Genomic DNA, 17,148 nt, shown 5'->3' on the forward strand with positions numbered 1-17,148 from the left:
ATGATAATAAATAATAAACTCGAAAAAGCATTCGGCCCCTTCGGAAGCTCAGCAGGTTTCTTTTTGTTTTTAGGGGGTATTCTGGCAACATACTTTTCGCTATCAGGTTTGGTTATTGCTCTGGTAGGAGCTTTTGTCTCTTTTACAACCACAACTACTTTTATTGATACCGAAAATAAAAGGATAAAACATTCAAATAATATATTTGGATTCATTCCTGTCGGAAAATGGATAAGCTTAAACCCCGGGATGAAATTAGGTTTAAGAAAATCACATTTGGGCTACAGGGCATATACCAGGGGGACACAACCTGTTGATATTCATTATAATGATATTCGGATTTTTCTGTTTAGCTCTGACAATAAACAACTGTTTCCTTTGAAAAAGTTCACATCCTATGAATCAGGAAAAGCCGGTATCAAAGAACTAGGATTAATTCTTGAATTAAACATTTTGGAATAAACCTTTGTTTCATAAGAAAAGATATATTTATTCAATAAATACTGCTGAATATGAAAATGAATATGGCTAAATACACTGATATTGACAGCTATATTGCATGTTTTCCTAAAGAAACTCAGACGATTTTACAGAAAATCAGGGAAACAATTAAGAAAGCTGCACCTGAAGCTAAGGAAACAATAAGTTATGGCATTCCAACATTTACACTCCATGGAAACCTGGTTCATTTTGGAGGATATGAGAAACATATTGGTTTTTATCCCGGGGCAGAAGGAATTGCCTCATTTAAAGAAGAATTATCGGCTTATAAAGGCGGTAAAGGAACCGTTCAGTTTCCGCTGGATAACAGCATCCCCTATGCCTTAATAACTAAGATAGTAAAATTCAGGGCCTTACAGAACCTGGAAAAAGCAAAAGAAAAATCATCAAAGACGAAAAGGGGAAGAACCTTATAGATGTCAACTTAAGGTGTTAATTAAAGTAAAATATTGAGGGGATTAGGCACAAAACAAAATGTAAAGCATTGAATATATGTCTGATACATTTCCCTCCTTTTAAGGAGGGGGCCGGACCTTTTTTAATTATGATACAAATGCTGATACCGGCCGGGGTGGTTGATTACCTCAGCAGAAGTGGACTTGTTCCTGAGTGTTGATCTGAGGAATTTAAGACTTTTCCTCTTAAAGATGTTTTGGTTTTTCATACCAATAAATGTAAGAAGAAAACATGGAATCAACCACCCCGGTCGGGAAATAGAATATTGTATATATATGATAATCAATAATCCCGACCACCCCTCCTTCAAAAGGAGGGGAAACTATTTTATGCAGTTCTTCATTCAACACCAGAGTTTAGGTTGATGGCTAGGGGAAGTACCTCTCAATAAATCAAACTTATCATCTTTTTAATTGTTTATTTGATATAATCCCTATTTTTGAGATTATCTACCTGGTTTATAGTATGCTGTTTAGAAAAATAAAATCAGGCCTGTTCCAGTTGCCTGTAGTTGTGTTTTTCATCTTAGCCGGATTATCTGAGTGGCCTTGTTTCTCTCAGATTCCTCAGACTATTGACCTTTCCGAGATACCCCAGAGGAAAGTCCGCAAATATATTGAAGCACGAGACATTAACCATATGCAGGATTTTGGACTTATCCATGCCAGCTGGAAGGAAGGTCTCGATGAATCAAGTTTTCTCTTTCAAGAAAAAACATTCTTTCTTAAAAACAAACTTTCACACGTCTGGGACTGCTACAGGAAAGCTGATCCAACAAAATCATGGAATGGCCCTTTTGTCAGATTCGGGTTACTGATTTCCAAGAAATCCAATTCTGCAGTATACTCTGGCAATTCAACTTTCCCTGAAATAGATACGGGGCAAGTATATTTTCTTGACCTGAGAATAATGCGTGGACTATTCAACTTGCCAATGGCTTTTGAAATAATAAATATCGACCCCCTGAAGAGAATTATTGAGTTCAGTTATATTGACGGTAACAAATCCAGGGGAAAACAAACCATAGAGTTTTCAGATGATTTGGATGGACAGATCAGAATTATTCATAAAAGCTATTTCAGAAGTGATTCACCTTTCCGCGATAATATGCTCTATCCCTATTTTCATCGCAAGTTTATCAGACAGTTTCACAGGAATATGAAACAGCTTGTTCAGGAAGCACCAGTCACAATATAAAGTCCGGCTTTTTTATTCTGAAAATATAGGCTACTTTTAAAGGATTAAAAGTACAATTACAATTGTCTATTCTAACCGACAGAATAAAATTCAACAGAAATGAATTATCCGGAGCCTTCGGAGATATCGGTACCGATCTGCCCCTGATAATAGGAATGCTCCTGGCTACAAACCTGCAGATTTCGAATACCCTTATTGTATATGGGATCTTACAGATAATGACCTCTTTGATCTATGGTATCCCTATGCCGGTTCAGCCCCTGAAGGCAGTTGCGTTAATTGTAATTACCCAGCACGTTTCAGCAGAAGTGATCTGGGGAGGAGGGCTCGCTATCGGAATTATTATGCTCATCCTTACCCTTACCGGACTCCTTGTCTGGCTAAACAGGGTAATTCCCAAAACAGTGATACGCGGAATACAGTTGGGACTCGGATTACAGTTATGTTTACTGGCTGTCAAAGATTATATTCCGGCTGATAAAACAACTGGGTATATTTTTGCACTGATAGCATTCCTTATCGGACTAATTCTGATTGGTAACCGCAAATACCCGCCTGCAATATTTATACTCGGACTGGGCGTAATATACATGTTTCTTTTCCACTTTGGGATCCTTACGAACCTCACATTTTCAGTTCCAAAACTTTCAATTCCTCACCTTTCATATCAGAATATTCTTGCCGGTCTCCTTCTTCTGGCTATCCCGCAGATTCCCCTTTCGCTCGGAAACTCAATATTTGCTACCAACCAGATTGCCAACGATCTGTTCCCTGAAAAGAAATTGACAGTGAAAAAGATTGGATTCACATACTCACTAATGAATTTAATCAGCCCTTTTCTTGGAGGGATACCTGTGTGTCATGGATCAGGAGGCATAGCAGGCCATTACACTTTTGGAGGAAGGACAGGTGGTTCTACTTTAATCTATGGACTTTTTTACCTTGTACTTGGGTTGTTTTTTAGTGGCAACTCTGCTGAAACACTTATGGTATTTCCTAAGCCAATCCTTGGTGTAATTCTTCTCTTTGAAGGATTTGCCCTGGTTCTTCTTGTTAAGGACATCATTGTTGACCGGAACATGTTCCTGATTGCTGTAATAGTTGCAGTCTGCGCGATTGGTCTTCCAAACGGATATTTAATTGGTATGGTAGTTGGAACAACTATCTTCTACTTATCAAATAAGCTGTTCCTAAAGAACTTTGGGAAACAGTAATGTATGCTCAATAAGGATTATAATACACTTATCTGATAAATATGGAATACTACTTTATTGCAAACATAAGGATAAATAACCCGGAAGAATATCAGAAATATCTCGACAAGGTTGATGAGGTAAGTGAGATGTATGACATTGAATATCTTGCCGTTGATGAAGCTCCTCAAATTCTTGAAGGAAACTGGAAGTATACAAAATCTGTATTAATAAAATTCAGTTCAAAAGAGGAGTTTGAAAGATGGTATTATTCCAGAGAGTATCAGGATATCTTAAAACACAGACTAAGATCAGCTGATTGTGATACTATTCTTGTTAAAGGATTGGAATAGAACTGCATCTCTTTTTTTAGTAGATTTGGGAATACTAACACACCAAAACATTTTTAAGATGTGTAGAATAGCATTTTCGGGCTAAAGCCCTGCCCTGGTTTTCTCTGAGTAACCACGGGCTTAAGCCCGTGGTTACTCATAATCAATACAATACGGACTTTAGTCCATAAATTTAAAATTCACCTAATAATTTAAAACATGTATAAAAAAGCAAGTCGATTATTACTGATTGGGGTTCTTTCTATGAGCTCAGTTGTTTTACTGAGTAGTCTAAGTTTTCAAAATATTAAACCTAAACCCGATAAAGTAAAACTAATCCCTGTCAAAAACTTTAAACACACTGATATCGGGAACCCTGCAATTGCCGGCACTGTTACTGTTGATAAAGGTGGTTTTAAAATTACCGCAGGAGGAGCTGACATCTGGGGTGTAAAGGATGAATTCAACTTTGTTTATATTGAGAAAACCGGAGATTTTGATATTGTTACCCGTATCGAAAGTCTTAGCGCACCACATCTCTATACAAAAGCTGGCATAATGGCCCGCGAAGATCTGACAGCTGGTTGCAGACACATCTATTTTCAGGTATTTCCGAATAATAATCCGAGAAATAAAAATAACGGCGGATATGAATTTCAATACCGTCAGCAAAGTAATGGAGAGATGAAAGCTATCTATCCTGCCAGTGCTGCCGGAACTCCTGAGTTTCCTGTCACATATCCAAACACATGGGTTAGACTTCAGCGCATAAATAATGAATTCACCGGGTACTACAGCACGGATGGAAAGAACTGGAAAGTTTATACTTCCTACACTCTTGAGTTACCTTTAAAACTTTATCTTGGTCTCGCTGTCACATCTCATAATACAAAAGAGTCTGCCTCAGCCAGTTTCAGAGAGACCGGTGAAATTAAACACTAAAATGACATAAAAATGACACTTGATCATGTTGCTTTATGGACTAACCAGCTTGAGATTCTGAAGGGTTATTATGTGAAATATTTCAATGGCAGGGCCAATAAGAAGTATATAAATAAAAAGACCGGATTTGAAAGCTATTTCATTTCATTTGACTCAGGATCAAGACTGGAGATCATGCAAAAACCCGGAATTCCGGAAAATCTTAACGACAGGGTGGTAAATCAGCATCTTGGTCTCATACATCTCTCTTTCGGCGTAGAAAATATGGAATTGGTCAACCTCAAATCAGAAGAGATGGCTAAAGCCGGATTCAGGATATTACGTGGTCCGCGTAAAACAGGCGATGGCTATTATGAATTCGAGACTCTGGACCCGGATAATAACCGGATTGAGGTAGCTGCACTTTTTGTGGAATAACCCGTTATGAAGAAAATAGCTGCAATTATACTCGAAAATGACAATGGAGAGTTCCTGCTCGCCCTGCGCGATAATAAATCATGGATTCCCTTTCCCAATCACTGGGATCTGATAGGCGGACATGTTGAGGAGGGAGAAACTCCTGAGGAAGCCCTTGTAAGAGAATATAAGGAAGAGTTGGACCTGGATCTTAAAGAATATACATTTTTCAGAAAATATGAATGTCTGACGGGTGATGCATATGAAAACATAAAATATATCTATTACGGCAAACTAAATATCCCAATAGAAGAGGTTACCCTTCTGGAAGGCGAACGGCCACAATATTTTTCAAGGAAAGAGATTCCTGATCTTAAGTTTGCCAATATTATAAAATCTATAGTACTGGATTATATAAAGTACTCTGATTCATTGAATAAGTAGAACTTAATTTTCGTCAACGATGAAAAGACTTTGCATCATTTTCCTGATTATGATTTCAACAATCTGTGTCTTCTCCCAGGGAAAAAAGAATAAGGTTACAGACAAGAACTATATAATGCTTGTTCCCGGTTCTGAAAATTCTGCTTTCAGGAGAGTTGAACTTTTTTCTGATGTTGACACTTCATGGAATAAGTGGAAACTAAGAGGCTATAACTATGGTTTCAATCCTCAGCTGACTCCTATGTATACAACTGTTAATGGAATACTTAGTACTCCATATATGGTTCAGGTAAGAGGTAATGAAAATGAAAAGAACAAGAAGCGCTGGGGATTTCATGTTTTTGAAGGCTATGCGAAAGATGATATTTCAAGAATCACAATGCTTGTCAATAAACACACTGAGGAAGATAAACCCCTGGCTGAACTATATTATTACGGATCTGTCTACGGTCATTCTGAGGCCGCCTACAACTGGTTTCGCATCGGATCCGATGTGCGGCAGCACTCATACATGTTCAGTCGCGACAGGGCTATCTTTTATGGCTCACTTAAACTGACAAATGTTCTTACACTTGGAAATATTGGAAAAGATAACCTTCTGGCTGAAAAACCAAAAGGCGATGATGAATCAAATTATATTGAAGATGCAAAACATGTAAACTATAAAGAGCTGAAAACCAGTGGCGATGGGACTATGTTTTATGATAAGGATAATAATATAGTAGTGATAAAGATAAACGGGAAATGGATGAAATTAATGGTTGAACCATTGCCCGAAAATGTAACATATGACTTTAAATAGCTGCTAATGAAAGCAACAGGTATTAAAAGTGTAATTATTATTTCACCTTTCCTTCTTACTTATTGCAACAGGGCAGTAAGTGAGGTTCAGGGTGAAAAAAGACCTAATATCCTCATTGCCATGGGTGATGATATCTCTTTTCCCGATATGAGTGCCTACGGATGCAGCTTTGTAAAAACACCCGGTTTTGACAGGGTGGCCAGAGAGGGGATTCTGTTCAACAATGCTTATACTCCGAATGCAAAATCCTCTCCTTCAAGGGCTTGTTTCCTCACAGGAAGGAACAGCTGGCAGCTTGAGGAAGCCGGCAATCACGTCCCCTTTTTCCCGCTGAAGTATACAACATTCATGGAATCTCTTGGCGATAATGGATACAGTGTCGCTTTCACTGCTAAGGGATGGGCTCCCGGCACAGCTGTCGATTCTGCAGGAAATCCCAGACAACTTACCGGCAAAGCCTTTAATTCGAAAAAGTGTATCCCCCCGGCTTCAGGAATGTCAAAAATAGACTACGCAGCAAATTTCGAAGATTTTCTGATATCAACTGATAATGATAAACCATTCTGTTTCTGGTATGGATCAACTGAACCACACAGGGTTTATGAGTACGGTTCCGGTGTCAGCAAAGGGGGAAAAAAACTTTCCGACATAATTAATCTCTATAAATTCTGGCCCGATAATGATACAGTAAGAAATGATATTCTCGACTATGCTCTCGAAATCGAGTATTTCGACTCTCACCTTGTCAGAATGATTGAGATCCTTGAAAAGCGCGGGGAACTTGAAAATACTATAATCATTGTTACGGCTGACAACGGAATGCCATTTCCGCGTATGAAGGGAAATGCATACGAGTATTCAAACCATATGCCAATGGCAATAATGTGGGGCAAAAGGATAAAAAACCCTGGACGTATCCTTAATGACTATATAAGTTTTATCGATATTGCTCCCACTATGCTCGAAACAGCCGGAATAAAACTCAATGAAAACGGAATGCAGCCAATTGAGGGAAAGAGTTTTACAAATCTTCTGTACTCACGGAAAAACGGGACTGTCGACAGGAAACGCGACCATGTACTTATTGGGCAGGAACGCCATGATGTTGGAAGACCGGATGATGTCGGATATCCGATAAGAGGTATCATAAAAGACGGATACTACTACATCAGGAACTATAAACCAGATCGCTGGCCCGCAGGCAATCCTGAGACAGGGTATCTCAACACCGACGGGAGTCCTACAAAGACACTTATTCTCAACATGAAGCGCAGCGGGAGATCTGATGAATTCTGGAATCTCAGTTTTGGGAAAAGAGGAGAAGAGGAGCTTTTCAATATTGTTACCGATCCTCAATGCTTAAATAATCTGTCAGAAAGATCTGAATTCAGCTCTCTGAAAAAAGAACTCTCAGTTCAAATGGAAAAAGAACTTCTTGAACAGGGCGATCCTAGGATGCTTAGTAATGGAGATCTGTTTGATAAATATCCATATTCAGAAGAAAAAGGAAGGGATTTTTATAACAGATTCATGAGAGGAGAAATATCACGTAGGAGTGCCGGCTGGGTTGACTCAACTGACTTTGAACCGATAAATCAGAAATAATAATTAACTGATATGAAATCATTTAAATCCTATCTTCTGCTCTTTTTGTTTACATCAGAAATGGTCCTTGCGGCCCAGACAATTAATCTGAAATCGCCCGATAATAAAATTGTTTTTTCTATCAATAACGGGGAGAAACTTACATATTCTGTTACGTTTCTTAACAGGAATATTATAAACTCCTCCCCCATGGGTTTTGAGCTGAAAGAAGAACCTGTAATGACCGGGAATTTTGTAATTCAGAATCAGTACACAAAAAATTTCAATGAGACATGGAAACCTGTAGTAAAGTCAAAACATGCCGAAGTCCTGAATAATTATAATGAATTGCTTCTTTCATTAAAAGAGAAATCCGGACCAATGCGTCAGATGGAAATTCAGGTCCGGGCTTACAATGACGGTCTGGCATTTCGCTACAAGCTTCTGAGAGCAGCCAAAGCAGGAGACAGACAGATTGTTAAAGAATTAACAACATTCAGTATCCCGGGCGATCCGAAAGCATGGATTGTTGAATACGGAGGTTATGCAACATCAAATGAAGCAGAATTCAAAGAACATCCGCTGAGCTACCTGACTGAAAAATCGATTGCAGGGATGCCCTTCCTGATGGACTACGGAAATAACTGCTGGGTGGCAATTACTGAAGCAAAAATCAACAATTATGCAGCTTTTTATATTGGCACCAACGGAACAACAAATCAGCTTATAACAAAACTGGTACCTATACCCGGGGAGCCTGAAAACGGTGTTAAGGACAGATTTAACGACGAGGTATATACACCATGGAGGGTACTTATGATAGGTGAAACCCCGGGAACCCTGATCGAGTCTGAAATCATTCAGAATCTAAACGATCCGTGTGCAATCAAAGATCCATCCTGGATTAAGCCGGGGATGAGTGCCTGGGACCACTGGTGGAGCGGGGAGGTAAAAATGGAAATGCCGGTGATAAAACAATATATCGATCTCGCATCTTCAATGGGCTGGCCATATATGCTTGTCGACTGGCAGTGGTACGGAAAATTCAACACCCCTGAAGCCGATATCACCAAATGGGCACCACAGATAGATCTGCCTGAAATAATTAAATATGCTGCATCAAAGAATGTCAAAATCATTGTGTGGCTGTATTCTAGTGATGTGAACCGCAATGGTGCCTTCAAAAAGGCCTTCCCTGTTTACCACGAATGGGGTATCGCCGGTATTAAAATCGATTTCATGGACCGTGATGATCAGTATATGGTTAACTGGTATCACGATATAATTAAATGTGCTGCAGAGAACCAGCTTCTTGTTGATTTTCACGGTGCCTATAAACCAGACGGAATCATCCGCACCTGGCCCAATATGATAACCCGCGAAGGCGTCATGGGAAATGAATATTACAAATTCTCCGATAAGATGAGTCCTGAACATAATGTAAAACTGGCATTTACAAGGATGCTGGCCGGACAAATGGATTACACTCCGGGCGCCTTTTTGAATGTCACCCGGGAACAATGGAAACAGCAGGTGCCTGCTCTTGTCTGGAATACACGCGCTGCCGAACTTTCAAAATTCGTTATTTATGAAAGTCCATTGACAGTGGTCTGTGATCACCCTGATAATATTCTCAACCAGCCGGGAGCAGATTTTCTGAAAGTTGTTCCGACTGTCTGGGATGATATTAAGTTTCTGGGTGGCTATCCCGGCGATTATGTAGCGATCGCAAAAAGAAGCGGGGATAAATGGTTTGTCGGAGTTATGAATAACAGTGTGGGAAAAACAGTTGAAATAAATCTTTCTTTTTTACCTGCAGGCAGCTATTCAGCTGAGACCTGGACTGACACAAAGAAATCAGATGCAGAACCAAAAGACTTAAAAAAGGATACAAAAACAATAAAGTCAGGAGAGATCCTGAAAGTAACAATGGCTAAAAACGGAGGATTTGTAGCAAAAATAGAAAAAATATAAAGATTTTTCCCGCAGATTACGCAGATTAACGCAGATTAGATTACAGTAGAGACGCCATGCCTGGCGTCTCTCATTCCGCAGCGGGAATTGATCTGCGAGATCAGCGGGAAATATAAAAATACCATTTTGAAAAAAGATTTTCGGAAATCAAGTCAGTATCTCTTGCCTGATATAAAACCATCACCGGTCTCCGGCAACTATGATATCTATCCTTCATTTAAACTGGAAGATGGGCAAATTCATGCAGGATTTGAAGCTCTGAGTGAAAAAATCATTAAACACAAGTTAATTATCATCGATGGGTATAATAACGTCTTATTTAACCATTTCCGTGAGAATCTAGATGGTTTTTTCATTAACCACAACATAAAAGTATCCTGGAAGTCAATCTCAGACTATTTAAAGCCGGAGAGAGAAATTGAAAATATGATCTCACCATTCATGGGCGGAAAAGATCCTCTATTCGGAAAAAGAACAACTCTAAATCTTATAGACTTTTTTGAAACGGAGAAACTGTATAAATGCAAGCCGGATCCTGACGCTGACATAAACATACTGTTCGGTCCCGGAGCATCACTGGCAGAATGGAAAGGACTCCTGATCTACATCGACCTGCCAAAAAATGAGATCCAGTTCAGGTCACGTGCCGGAAGCATAACAAACCTGGGTGCATCAGAACCTGACGATCCGAAGCTGATGTATAAGCGTTTCTATTTTATCGACTGGATAGTTCTGAATAAACACAAAGAGCTTCTTGTTCCTTCAATAGACATAATTACAGACGGACAAAGACCCAATAATCCGGTCTGGATGAACGGAGATTTATTAAGACAATCCCTGAAAGTTATGAGCCATAATGTTTTCAGGGTAAGACCATGGTTCGAACCAGGTGCCTGGGGTGGAACCTGGATAAAGGATCATATCGAAGGATTGAATAAGGAAGTCCCCAACTACGCGTGGTCATTCGAATTAATCGTACCCGAAAACGGACTGCTCTTTGAGAGCTCCGGATTATTGCTTGAAGTATCATTTGACTTTCTGATGTTTCAGGAAAGTGAAGCCGTACTTGGTGATTGCCACGCTCGTTTTGGCACTGAATTTCCGATTCGGTTCGACTTCCTCGACACATTTGACGGAGGAAGTCTCTCTGTTCAGTGTCATCCCCGTCCGGAATATATGAAGGAGCATTTTGGCAAGGACTTTACTCAGGAAGAGACTTATTATATTCTTGATACAAAAGACAATGCAGGTATCTATCTTGGTTTTCAGAATGGTATTAAAACGTCTGAATTCGAAAATGTACTTGAGGAAAGTCACCGGGATTCAAAAACTATTGAAATTGAAAAATATGTACAGAAACACAGGGCATCAAAACATGATCTGTTCCTGATACCATATGGCACAATACACAGTTCGGGCAAAAACAACCTTGTTCTGGAAATCAGTTCTACACCCTATATTTTTACTTTTAAAATGTACGACTGGCTTCGTATGGATCTAAATGGAAAACCCCGTAATCTAAACATTCAGAGGGGAATTGAAAACCTGTTTTTCGAATACAAAGGAGAATATGTAAGGGAAAAACTGATCTCAAAACCTGCTTTGATTGATCATGGCCCTGACTGGCAGCTATATCATTTACCAACTCACGAAACTCATCTTTATGATGTTCACAGATATCATTTTGGTGATTTTGTTGAAATTAAGACGGAGAATAAGTGCCATGTCCTCAGCCTGGTTGAAGGAAGTTCAATAATTGTTGAAACCGGAAACGGGATGTCTCAGCAGTTCAATTATGCCGAAACATTTGTAATTCCTGCAGCTGCAAAAAGCTACAGATTAATTAATAAATCCGGTTCAGAAGCCATAGTGGTTAAAGCATTTGTAAAATGAGAAATATTGTAATTATGAAAAAAATATCATTACTGCCATTATTTTTCCTTCTGTTTACTGACGCTGCATTGTCTCAACAGAAAGTATTCAGTGATAGTCTCACTATTAACTCCGGTATTAACACATTATGGTGGACCGGTGTTATCAACGACGGTAATAAAATGCCGTTAAAACAAAATTACCAGGCTGACCTTAAGAGCAATTACGGCAATCAGGCTCAACCGCTTATACTTTCAAACACTGGAGAAGTTATCTGGTCCGACAATCCATATAGGATAAGCTATAGTTCAGGTAAATTAAGCCTCACAGGAAAATCAGTAAAATTTCAATATCATAAAGCCGGTGAAACTCTGAAAGATGCATACCAGTATGCAAGCAGGACATACTTCCCTCCTTCCGGTAAAATGCCTGACAAACTTCTCTTTACAAGCCCCCAGTATAACACATGGATTGAACTTGTATATAACCAGAATCAAAAAGATATAATGAAATATGCCAGGAGCATTCTTGCCAATGGGTTTCCCGCAGGAGTGCTGATGATCGACGATAACTGGCAGGAGGATTATGGAAAGCTGAATTTTCATCCCGGCAGGTTCCCGAATCCCCGACAGATGATCGATTCCCTGCATCGAATGGGTTTTAAGGTGATGGTATGGATCTGCCCGTTTATCAGCCCCGACTGTGATGTTTACAGAAGTCTGGCAAGAAGTAAATATCTGGTAACCGATAAAACAGGAAAACCTGCTATTGTCAGATGGTGGAACGGGGCAAGTGGCTTGCTCGATCTTACAAACCCGAAAGCTGCCGATTGGTTTAAATCGCAGCTGAATATCTTAACAAACGACTACGGGGTTGATGGTTTTAAACTCGATGCAGGAGATTTTGAATTCTATGAGAACATTAATTCCTTCAAACCCGATGCAACACCTCAGGAACACTCTGAATTGTACGGAAAGATTGGTCTTGATTATCCTCTAAACGAATACAGGGCAATGTGGAAAATGGGAGGACAGCCACTGGTTGAAAGGTTGCGTGACAAGAGTCATGGGTTTGAGGATCTTCAGTTTTTAATTCCCAACATGCTTTCTGCCGGACTTATGGGTTACTATTTCTCATGTCCCGATCTGATTGGAGGCGGTGAATTTACTTCCTTCCAGAATCTCGAAAAAATGGATCAGGAATCAATAGTCAGATCTGCCCAGGTTCATGCTCTTATGCCAATGATGCAATTTTCAGTTGCCCCTTGGAGAGTTCTTGACAAAGAACATTTTGAAGCAGTAAAAACTGCTGTGAAAATCCGTGAAAAATATATCGCTTATATTCTTGAGCTTGCCAAAAAAGCATCAGAAACAGGTGAACCTATTGTAAAACCACTGGAGTACAATTATCCCGGAAAAGGTTATGCAACAATTACTGACCAGTTTCTGCTGGGGGATAAATTGCTTGTGGCTCCCGTACTGATTAAAGGTGCTACCTCCAGGAAAATCATCATTCCTGAAGGCAAATGGAAGAGTTTTGACGGGACTGAAATAAAAGGTCCGAAAACTATTGAAGTACCGGTTAAGCTAAACGATTTACCATATTACGAGAAAATTAAATAACTATGAAAAGACTTTTCATCCTTTTAGGAATTAGTATTCTTCTCTTTCATTCTCTTAACGCTCAGTCATTCATTACCTCCGACGATTTTCTGATTAACGGTTATGCAAAAAAAAACGCCGGTCTGGATTATGAATATCATTCCTGTATTCCGGGATTACGCGAAAGTTTCCTGGTTAGGGCACTGAACGGTAAAGACTATGTTGAATGGGAAACTGAAAAAGTCCCATCGGGCATAAAACAGAAATATGGCACAATTACCTGGGTTGCTGCAATAGGTTCCAGTCCGGGAAAAGCCAGGATGGTCCTGAATGCCGGAGACAATCTTAGTTTTGAATTCTATACCGACGGACGAAGAACCTGGGAGATCCCCGGAGCAGAAGGATCAAGCCTGAGTTTTCATTCCATAATGGTTGATCAGAATGGAGATAATCATGGCTATATGGTTCTTCGGATTCCCTCTGACAAGATAAAAGCCGGAATACCTCTGAAGATAAAGGTTACAGGCAGTGCGGCTAACCTCACATCGTGGTATATGCCCTTCAAGAAACAGGTAAAGACCGGAGTAACACTTAATGCATTTCCGGCAATAATGAAAAAGGGAACCTCTGAGGTACAACTTGTGGAAGCCGGAATCTTTTACTTTGGACAAAAGGCTGATGCAAAAATATTTGCCGACGGGAAACTGCTTGAGAATGTAACACTCAACTTTGGGTATAATGCAGTTAATCTGGGGCTGCCTCCTGTTTCGAAACCATCAAAAATTGAGCTTAAAGTTACAGCGGGTGACTTTTCGGTCAAAAATATTGTTACCCTGAATCCTGTAAAAAGATGGAAGATCAGCTTCATTCAGCATTCACATACCGATATCGGATATACAAGGTCACAGACAGAAATTCTTGCCGAACATCTGAGGTATATCGACTATGCTCTTGACTATTGTGATGCCACAGACAACTATCCCGAAAATGCAAAATTCAGATGGACTTGTGAAGCATCATGGCCTGTTGATGAGTATCTTAAATGCCGTCCGCAGAGTCAGATAGACCGTTTACTTAAACGGATAAATGAAGGCAGGATTGAGGTAACAGGAATGTATTTCAATTTTGATGAAATCCCTGATGAAAAAATCCTGGCAACATCTCTCGAGGCTGTCGGAAGAATAAAGGAAAAAGGCATTCCCGTAAAGCTTGCAATGCAGAACGATGTCAACGGAATAGGCTGGTGCATGAACGATTACTTCAACCAGGTCGGGATAAAATATCTGAACATGGGAACCCATGGTCATCGGGCACTTATATGTTTCGATAAACCAACAATGTTCTGGTGGGAGTCACCTTCCGGACAAAGAATTCTGACTTTCCGGGCAGAGCATTACATGACAGGCAACACAGTTCTTGAAATGCAGAGTGGTGATCTTAACCGGTTCAAGAACAACCTGATGAATTACCTGATAAGTCTCGATTCAAAGAAATACCCATTCGATGAAATGGCAATTCAGCATTCAGGTTATCTGACCGACAACTCTCCTCCTTCATCGATTGCCAGCGACCTGATAAAAGAGTGGAATGAAACCTTTTTATGGCCTCAGCTCTCAACCTCCACAGCTGAATCGTTTTTTGCAGGAATGGAAAAATCTCACAGCGGGGAATTCCAGGTAATCAGGGGTGCATGGCCAGACTGGTGGACTGATGGTTTCGGTGCTTCAGCCCGTGAAACGGCAGCAAGCCGTATTGCCTCATCCGGGCTAATTGCCAATGTCGCAGGACTTGGAATGGCTTCGTCAGCAGGAATAAAGCTTCCTGCTGATATTGATAAAAAAATTGATCTGGCCGATAATGCACTATTGTTTTATACTGAACATACTGCCGGTTATTCTGAGAGTGTTAGGGAGCCCTACAGTCAGCAGACTATGGAACAGCGGGCATTGAAAGACTCATATGCATGGGAAGCAAACCGCAGGACAGCCTCAATAGGTGAAGAGGCCATGGGTCTTCTTCAGAGTATGTTCACAAGGGAAAAAGAGCCTTCCTTTCTGGTTTTCAACACACTTAACTGGAAACGATCAGGATTGACTACTGTTTATATTGATCATCAGATTATGCCCCGGGGCAAGACTCCCGGCATCTTCGACAGGGATGGAAAGAGGATTCCTGTCCAGGCACTCTCCCATCGTTCTGATGGTACAACCTGGGCTCTCTGGCTAAATGATGTCCCTGCTTTCGGATATAAGAAATATTTAATAAAACAGATTGATGAGAAACAATCTGTTTCAACAAAAGAAAAAAGAACCCTTCTTGAAAACAAATGGTATAAAATCACTGCCGACCCGGTTAAAGGAGCGATCATATCATGGTTTGACAAAGATCTGGGAATTGAGCTTATCGATCCGAAAAGTAATTACAAAATGGGAGAATTCATTCTTGAACAACTGGGAAACCGCTCCCAGATGGAGAGCAAAAGACTCGATGATTTCAAACGCTCACCTCTCGACACAGTCTGGTTTGACTCATATTCGGAAGGCGAAATATGGAACACAATCAAATTCTTTGGAGAATCTGAAACCACAGTTAATCCTAAGGGTTATTCATTTGAAATCAGGCTTTACAATACTGAAAAACGCCTCGACCTGGCATGCTCAATTGTCAAGAAAAGTATCATTTCACCCGAGAGCTTTTATATCGCCTTTCCGATAAACATCATAGATGGAAAACATTTCCTGGAAGTACCAGGAGGAATAATCGAAGCCGGAATAGATCAGATAAAAGGCTCTTCGAACGACTGGTATACGGTTCAGAATTTCACATCTGTCAGAAACGGCAGCTCACAATTAGTGATGGGTTGTGCCGAAATGCCACTTATGCAGCTTGGCGCTATCAATACCGGACGCTACACAGCCGGAGCTCTTCCGCAAAGCACAAATATCTTCTCATGGCCAATGAATAATTACTGGGTAACCAACTTCAATGCTGAACAAAGAGGCGGTCATACCTGGACATATTACCTGACCACCTCAGCAGATAACTCAGCCGGTTTTGCGACCAGGTTCGGGTGGGGCTGCCGTGTACCTTACCTGACAAGGATCCTTCCGGGGGAAGGTACCGGAGATAAGAATTGGGAAGGGGCGTTCCTGACAGGATGGCCTGAAAATGTTATCCTGATAAGCGCTGACCCTGCAGCAGACGGCAAATCATTGATTATTCATCTGCGCGAAACTGCCGGGAAAGAAACCGCATTGGCAATTAGCAATGGAATTACTGGAAAATCACTGACAGCTGCCGAAGTTGATGCTGCCGGGAAAAATGTTGTTAACCCTTCAACTAAAATCGGGGCGTTAAATTCTAAATTTTATCGAATTACCTTTTAACTCAACATAATGATAACTTTTCATGATACGGACAACGGCAAAATCGCCGAGGTAACTGATGTTGAATTCCAAATCTCGACAGTGCAGGATGCTGTTGATCTGCTTGGCGATATGTATTACAACAATTGTAATGCAATCATTTTAAAAGAGATAAACCTTCACCCCGATTTTTTCAAATTGCATACCGGACTTGCCGGAGATATACTGCAGAAGGTTTCAAATTATCAGTTTAAACTTGCAGTTACAGGAGATTTTTCAAAATATACAAGTAAAAGTCTTCAGGATTTTATAAGGGAGAGCAACAGGGGAAACAGGGTTTTCTTTGTTGAAAATACTGATGAAGCATTATTAAGATTTGGTAAAAAATGAAATCCGTTAACCACAAAGGACACAAAGGGATACACAAAGGAACACAAAGGAAATATTGAAAAGATTGCGTTGTGATCTTTGCTTAATCTTTGCGCTCTT

General features: G+C 40.2%; 14 protein-coding genes and 1 pseudogene. All 15 read left to right on the forward strand.

What is annotated here, in order from left to right:
- The 15 genes and pseudogenes from IPJ16_00975 to IPJ16_01045 all read left to right on the forward strand — a co-directional run bounded on the left by IPJ16_00975 (nucleotide 1) and on the right by IPJ16_01045 (nucleotide 17,049).
- Nucleotides 1–462 carry a hypothetical protein gene (locus IPJ16_00975; protein ID MBK7625772.1) on the forward strand — a complete coding sequence of 154 codons (462 nt, stop codon included), beginning with the start codon at nucleotides 1–3 and terminating at the stop codon, nucleotides 460–462.
- A gap of 56 nt (nucleotides 463–518) precedes the next feature.
- Nucleotides 519–917 carry a DUF1801 domain-containing protein gene (locus IPJ16_00980; GenBank protein MBK7625773.1) on the forward strand — a complete coding sequence of 133 codons (399 nt, stop codon included), beginning with the start codon at nucleotides 519–521 and terminating at the stop codon, nucleotides 915–917.
- 505 nt (nucleotides 918–1,422) lie between these two features.
- Nucleotides 1,423–2,154: a hypothetical protein gene (locus IPJ16_00985; protein MBK7625774.1), complete on the forward strand. Its 732-nt coding sequence runs from the start codon at nucleotides 1,423–1,425 to the stop codon at nucleotides 2,152–2,154.
- Between the two features lie 83 nt (nucleotides 2,155–2,237).
- Nucleotides 2,238–3,368, forward strand: a pseudogene (locus tag IPJ16_00990) (putative sulfate/molybdate transporter).
- 41 nt (nucleotides 3,369–3,409) lie between these two features.
- On the forward strand, nucleotides 3,410–3,700 hold the full coding sequence (locus IPJ16_00995; protein MBK7625775.1) for a DUF1330 domain-containing protein: 291 nt from the start codon (nucleotides 3,410–3,412) through the stop codon (nucleotides 3,698–3,700).
- Between the two features lie 198 nt (nucleotides 3,701–3,898).
- The gene (locus tag IPJ16_01000; GenBank protein ID MBK7625776.1) at nucleotides 3,899–4,621 is read left to right on the forward strand and encodes a hypothetical protein; all 723 of its coding nucleotides are present in this window, start codon (nucleotides 3,899–3,901) and stop codon (nucleotides 4,619–4,621) included.
- A gap of 12 nt (nucleotides 4,622–4,633) precedes the next feature.
- A complete protein-coding gene (locus tag IPJ16_01005; protein ID MBK7625777.1) occupies nucleotides 4,634–5,038 on the forward strand; it encodes a VOC family protein in 405 nt (134 codons plus the stop codon).
- A gap of 6 nt (nucleotides 5,039–5,044) precedes the next feature.
- Nucleotides 5,045–5,461 (forward strand): NUDIX domain-containing protein, encoded by a 417-nt coding sequence (locus IPJ16_01010; GenBank protein MBK7625778.1) that lies wholly within the window; start codon nucleotides 5,045–5,047, stop codon nucleotides 5,459–5,461.
- Nucleotides 5,462–5,480: 19 nt separating this feature from the next.
- Nucleotides 5,481–6,263 (forward strand): hypothetical protein, encoded by a 783-nt coding sequence (locus IPJ16_01015; protein MBK7625779.1) that lies wholly within the window; start codon nucleotides 5,481–5,483, stop codon nucleotides 6,261–6,263.
- 6 nt (nucleotides 6,264–6,269) lie between these two features.
- The gene (locus IPJ16_01020) at nucleotides 6,270–7,868 is read left to right on the forward strand and encodes a sulfatase (GenBank protein MBK7625780.1); all 1,599 of its coding nucleotides are present in this window, start codon (nucleotides 6,270–6,272) and stop codon (nucleotides 7,866–7,868) included.
- Nucleotides 7,869–8,663: 795 nt separating this feature from the next.
- Nucleotides 8,664–9,821, forward strand: a complete 1,158-nt coding sequence (locus tag IPJ16_01025) for a glycoside hydrolase family 97 catalytic domain-containing protein (GenBank protein MBK7625781.1) — start codon at nucleotides 8,664–8,666, stop codon at nucleotides 9,819–9,821.
- 123 nt (nucleotides 9,822–9,944) lie between these two features.
- Entirely contained in the window at nucleotides 9,945–11,714 is a 1,770-nt protein-coding gene (locus IPJ16_01030) for a class I mannose-6-phosphate isomerase (GenBank protein ID MBK7625782.1), read from the forward strand.
- Nucleotides 11,715–11,728: 14 nt separating this feature from the next.
- Nucleotides 11,729–13,315 (forward strand): glycoside hydrolase, encoded by a 1,587-nt coding sequence (locus IPJ16_01035; protein ID MBK7625783.1) that lies wholly within the window; start codon nucleotides 11,729–11,731, stop codon nucleotides 13,313–13,315.
- A 2-nt stretch (nucleotides 13,316–13,317) separates the two neighbouring features.
- Entirely contained in the window at nucleotides 13,318–16,680 is a 3,363-nt protein-coding gene (locus IPJ16_01040; GenBank protein ID MBK7625784.1) for a glycosyl hydrolase family 38, read from the forward strand.
- Between the two features lie 9 nt (nucleotides 16,681–16,689).
- Nucleotides 16,690–17,049 carry a DUF4180 domain-containing protein gene (locus tag IPJ16_01045; protein ID MBK7625785.1) on the forward strand — a complete coding sequence of 120 codons (360 nt, stop codon included), beginning with the start codon at nucleotides 16,690–16,692 and terminating at the stop codon, nucleotides 17,047–17,049.
- Nucleotides 17,050–17,148: the final 99 nt, after the last annotated feature.

This window comes from Bacteroidales bacterium (assembly GCA_016709865.1).
GTDB lineage: Bacteria > Bacteroidota > Bacteroidia > Bacteroidales > VadinHA17 > LD21.

What these genes read in the sequence shown, in the direction of transcription:
- IPJ16_01000 (MBK7625776.1), top strand. Translation starts at nt 3,899, where the DNA reads ATGTATAAAAAAGCAAGTCGATTATTACTGATTGGGGTTCTTTCTATG.
- IPJ16_00985 (MBK7625774.1), top strand. Translation starts at nt 1,423, where the DNA reads ATGCTGTTTAGAAAAATAAAATCAGGCCTGTTCCAGTTGCCTGTAGTT.
- IPJ16_00975 (MBK7625772.1), top strand. Translation starts at nt 1, where the DNA reads ATGATAATAAATAATAAACTCGAAAAAGCATTCGGCCCCTTCGGAAGC.
- IPJ16_01020 (MBK7625780.1), top strand. Translation starts at nt 6,270, where the DNA reads ATGAAAGCAACAGGTATTAAAAGTGTAATTATTATTTCACCTTTCCTT.
- IPJ16_00980 (MBK7625773.1), top strand. Translation starts at nt 519, where the DNA reads ATGAATATGGCTAAATACACTGATATTGACAGCTATATTGCATGTTTT.
- IPJ16_01040 (MBK7625784.1), top strand. Translation starts at nt 13,318, where the DNA reads ATGAAAAGACTTTTCATCCTTTTAGGAATTAGTATTCTTCTCTTTCAT.
- IPJ16_01015 (MBK7625779.1), top strand. Translation starts at nt 5,481, where the DNA reads ATGAAAAGACTTTGCATCATTTTCCTGATTATGATTTCAACAATCTGT.
- IPJ16_01035 (MBK7625783.1), top strand. Translation starts at nt 11,729, where the DNA reads ATGAAAAAAATATCATTACTGCCATTATTTTTCCTTCTGTTTACTGAC.
- IPJ16_01010 (MBK7625778.1), top strand. Translation starts at nt 5,045, where the DNA reads ATGAAGAAAATAGCTGCAATTATACTCGAAAATGACAATGGAGAGTTC.
- IPJ16_00995 (MBK7625775.1), top strand. Translation starts at nt 3,410, where the DNA reads ATGGAATACTACTTTATTGCAAACATAAGGATAAATAACCCGGAAGAA.
- IPJ16_01025 (MBK7625781.1), top strand. Translation starts at nt 8,664, where the DNA reads ATGATAGGTGAAACCCCGGGAACCCTGATCGAGTCTGAAATCATTCAG.
- IPJ16_01005 (MBK7625777.1), top strand. Translation starts at nt 4,634, where the DNA reads ATGACACTTGATCATGTTGCTTTATGGACTAACCAGCTTGAGATTCTG.
- IPJ16_01045 (MBK7625785.1), top strand. Translation starts at nt 16,690, where the DNA reads ATGATAACTTTTCATGATACGGACAACGGCAAAATCGCCGAGGTAACT.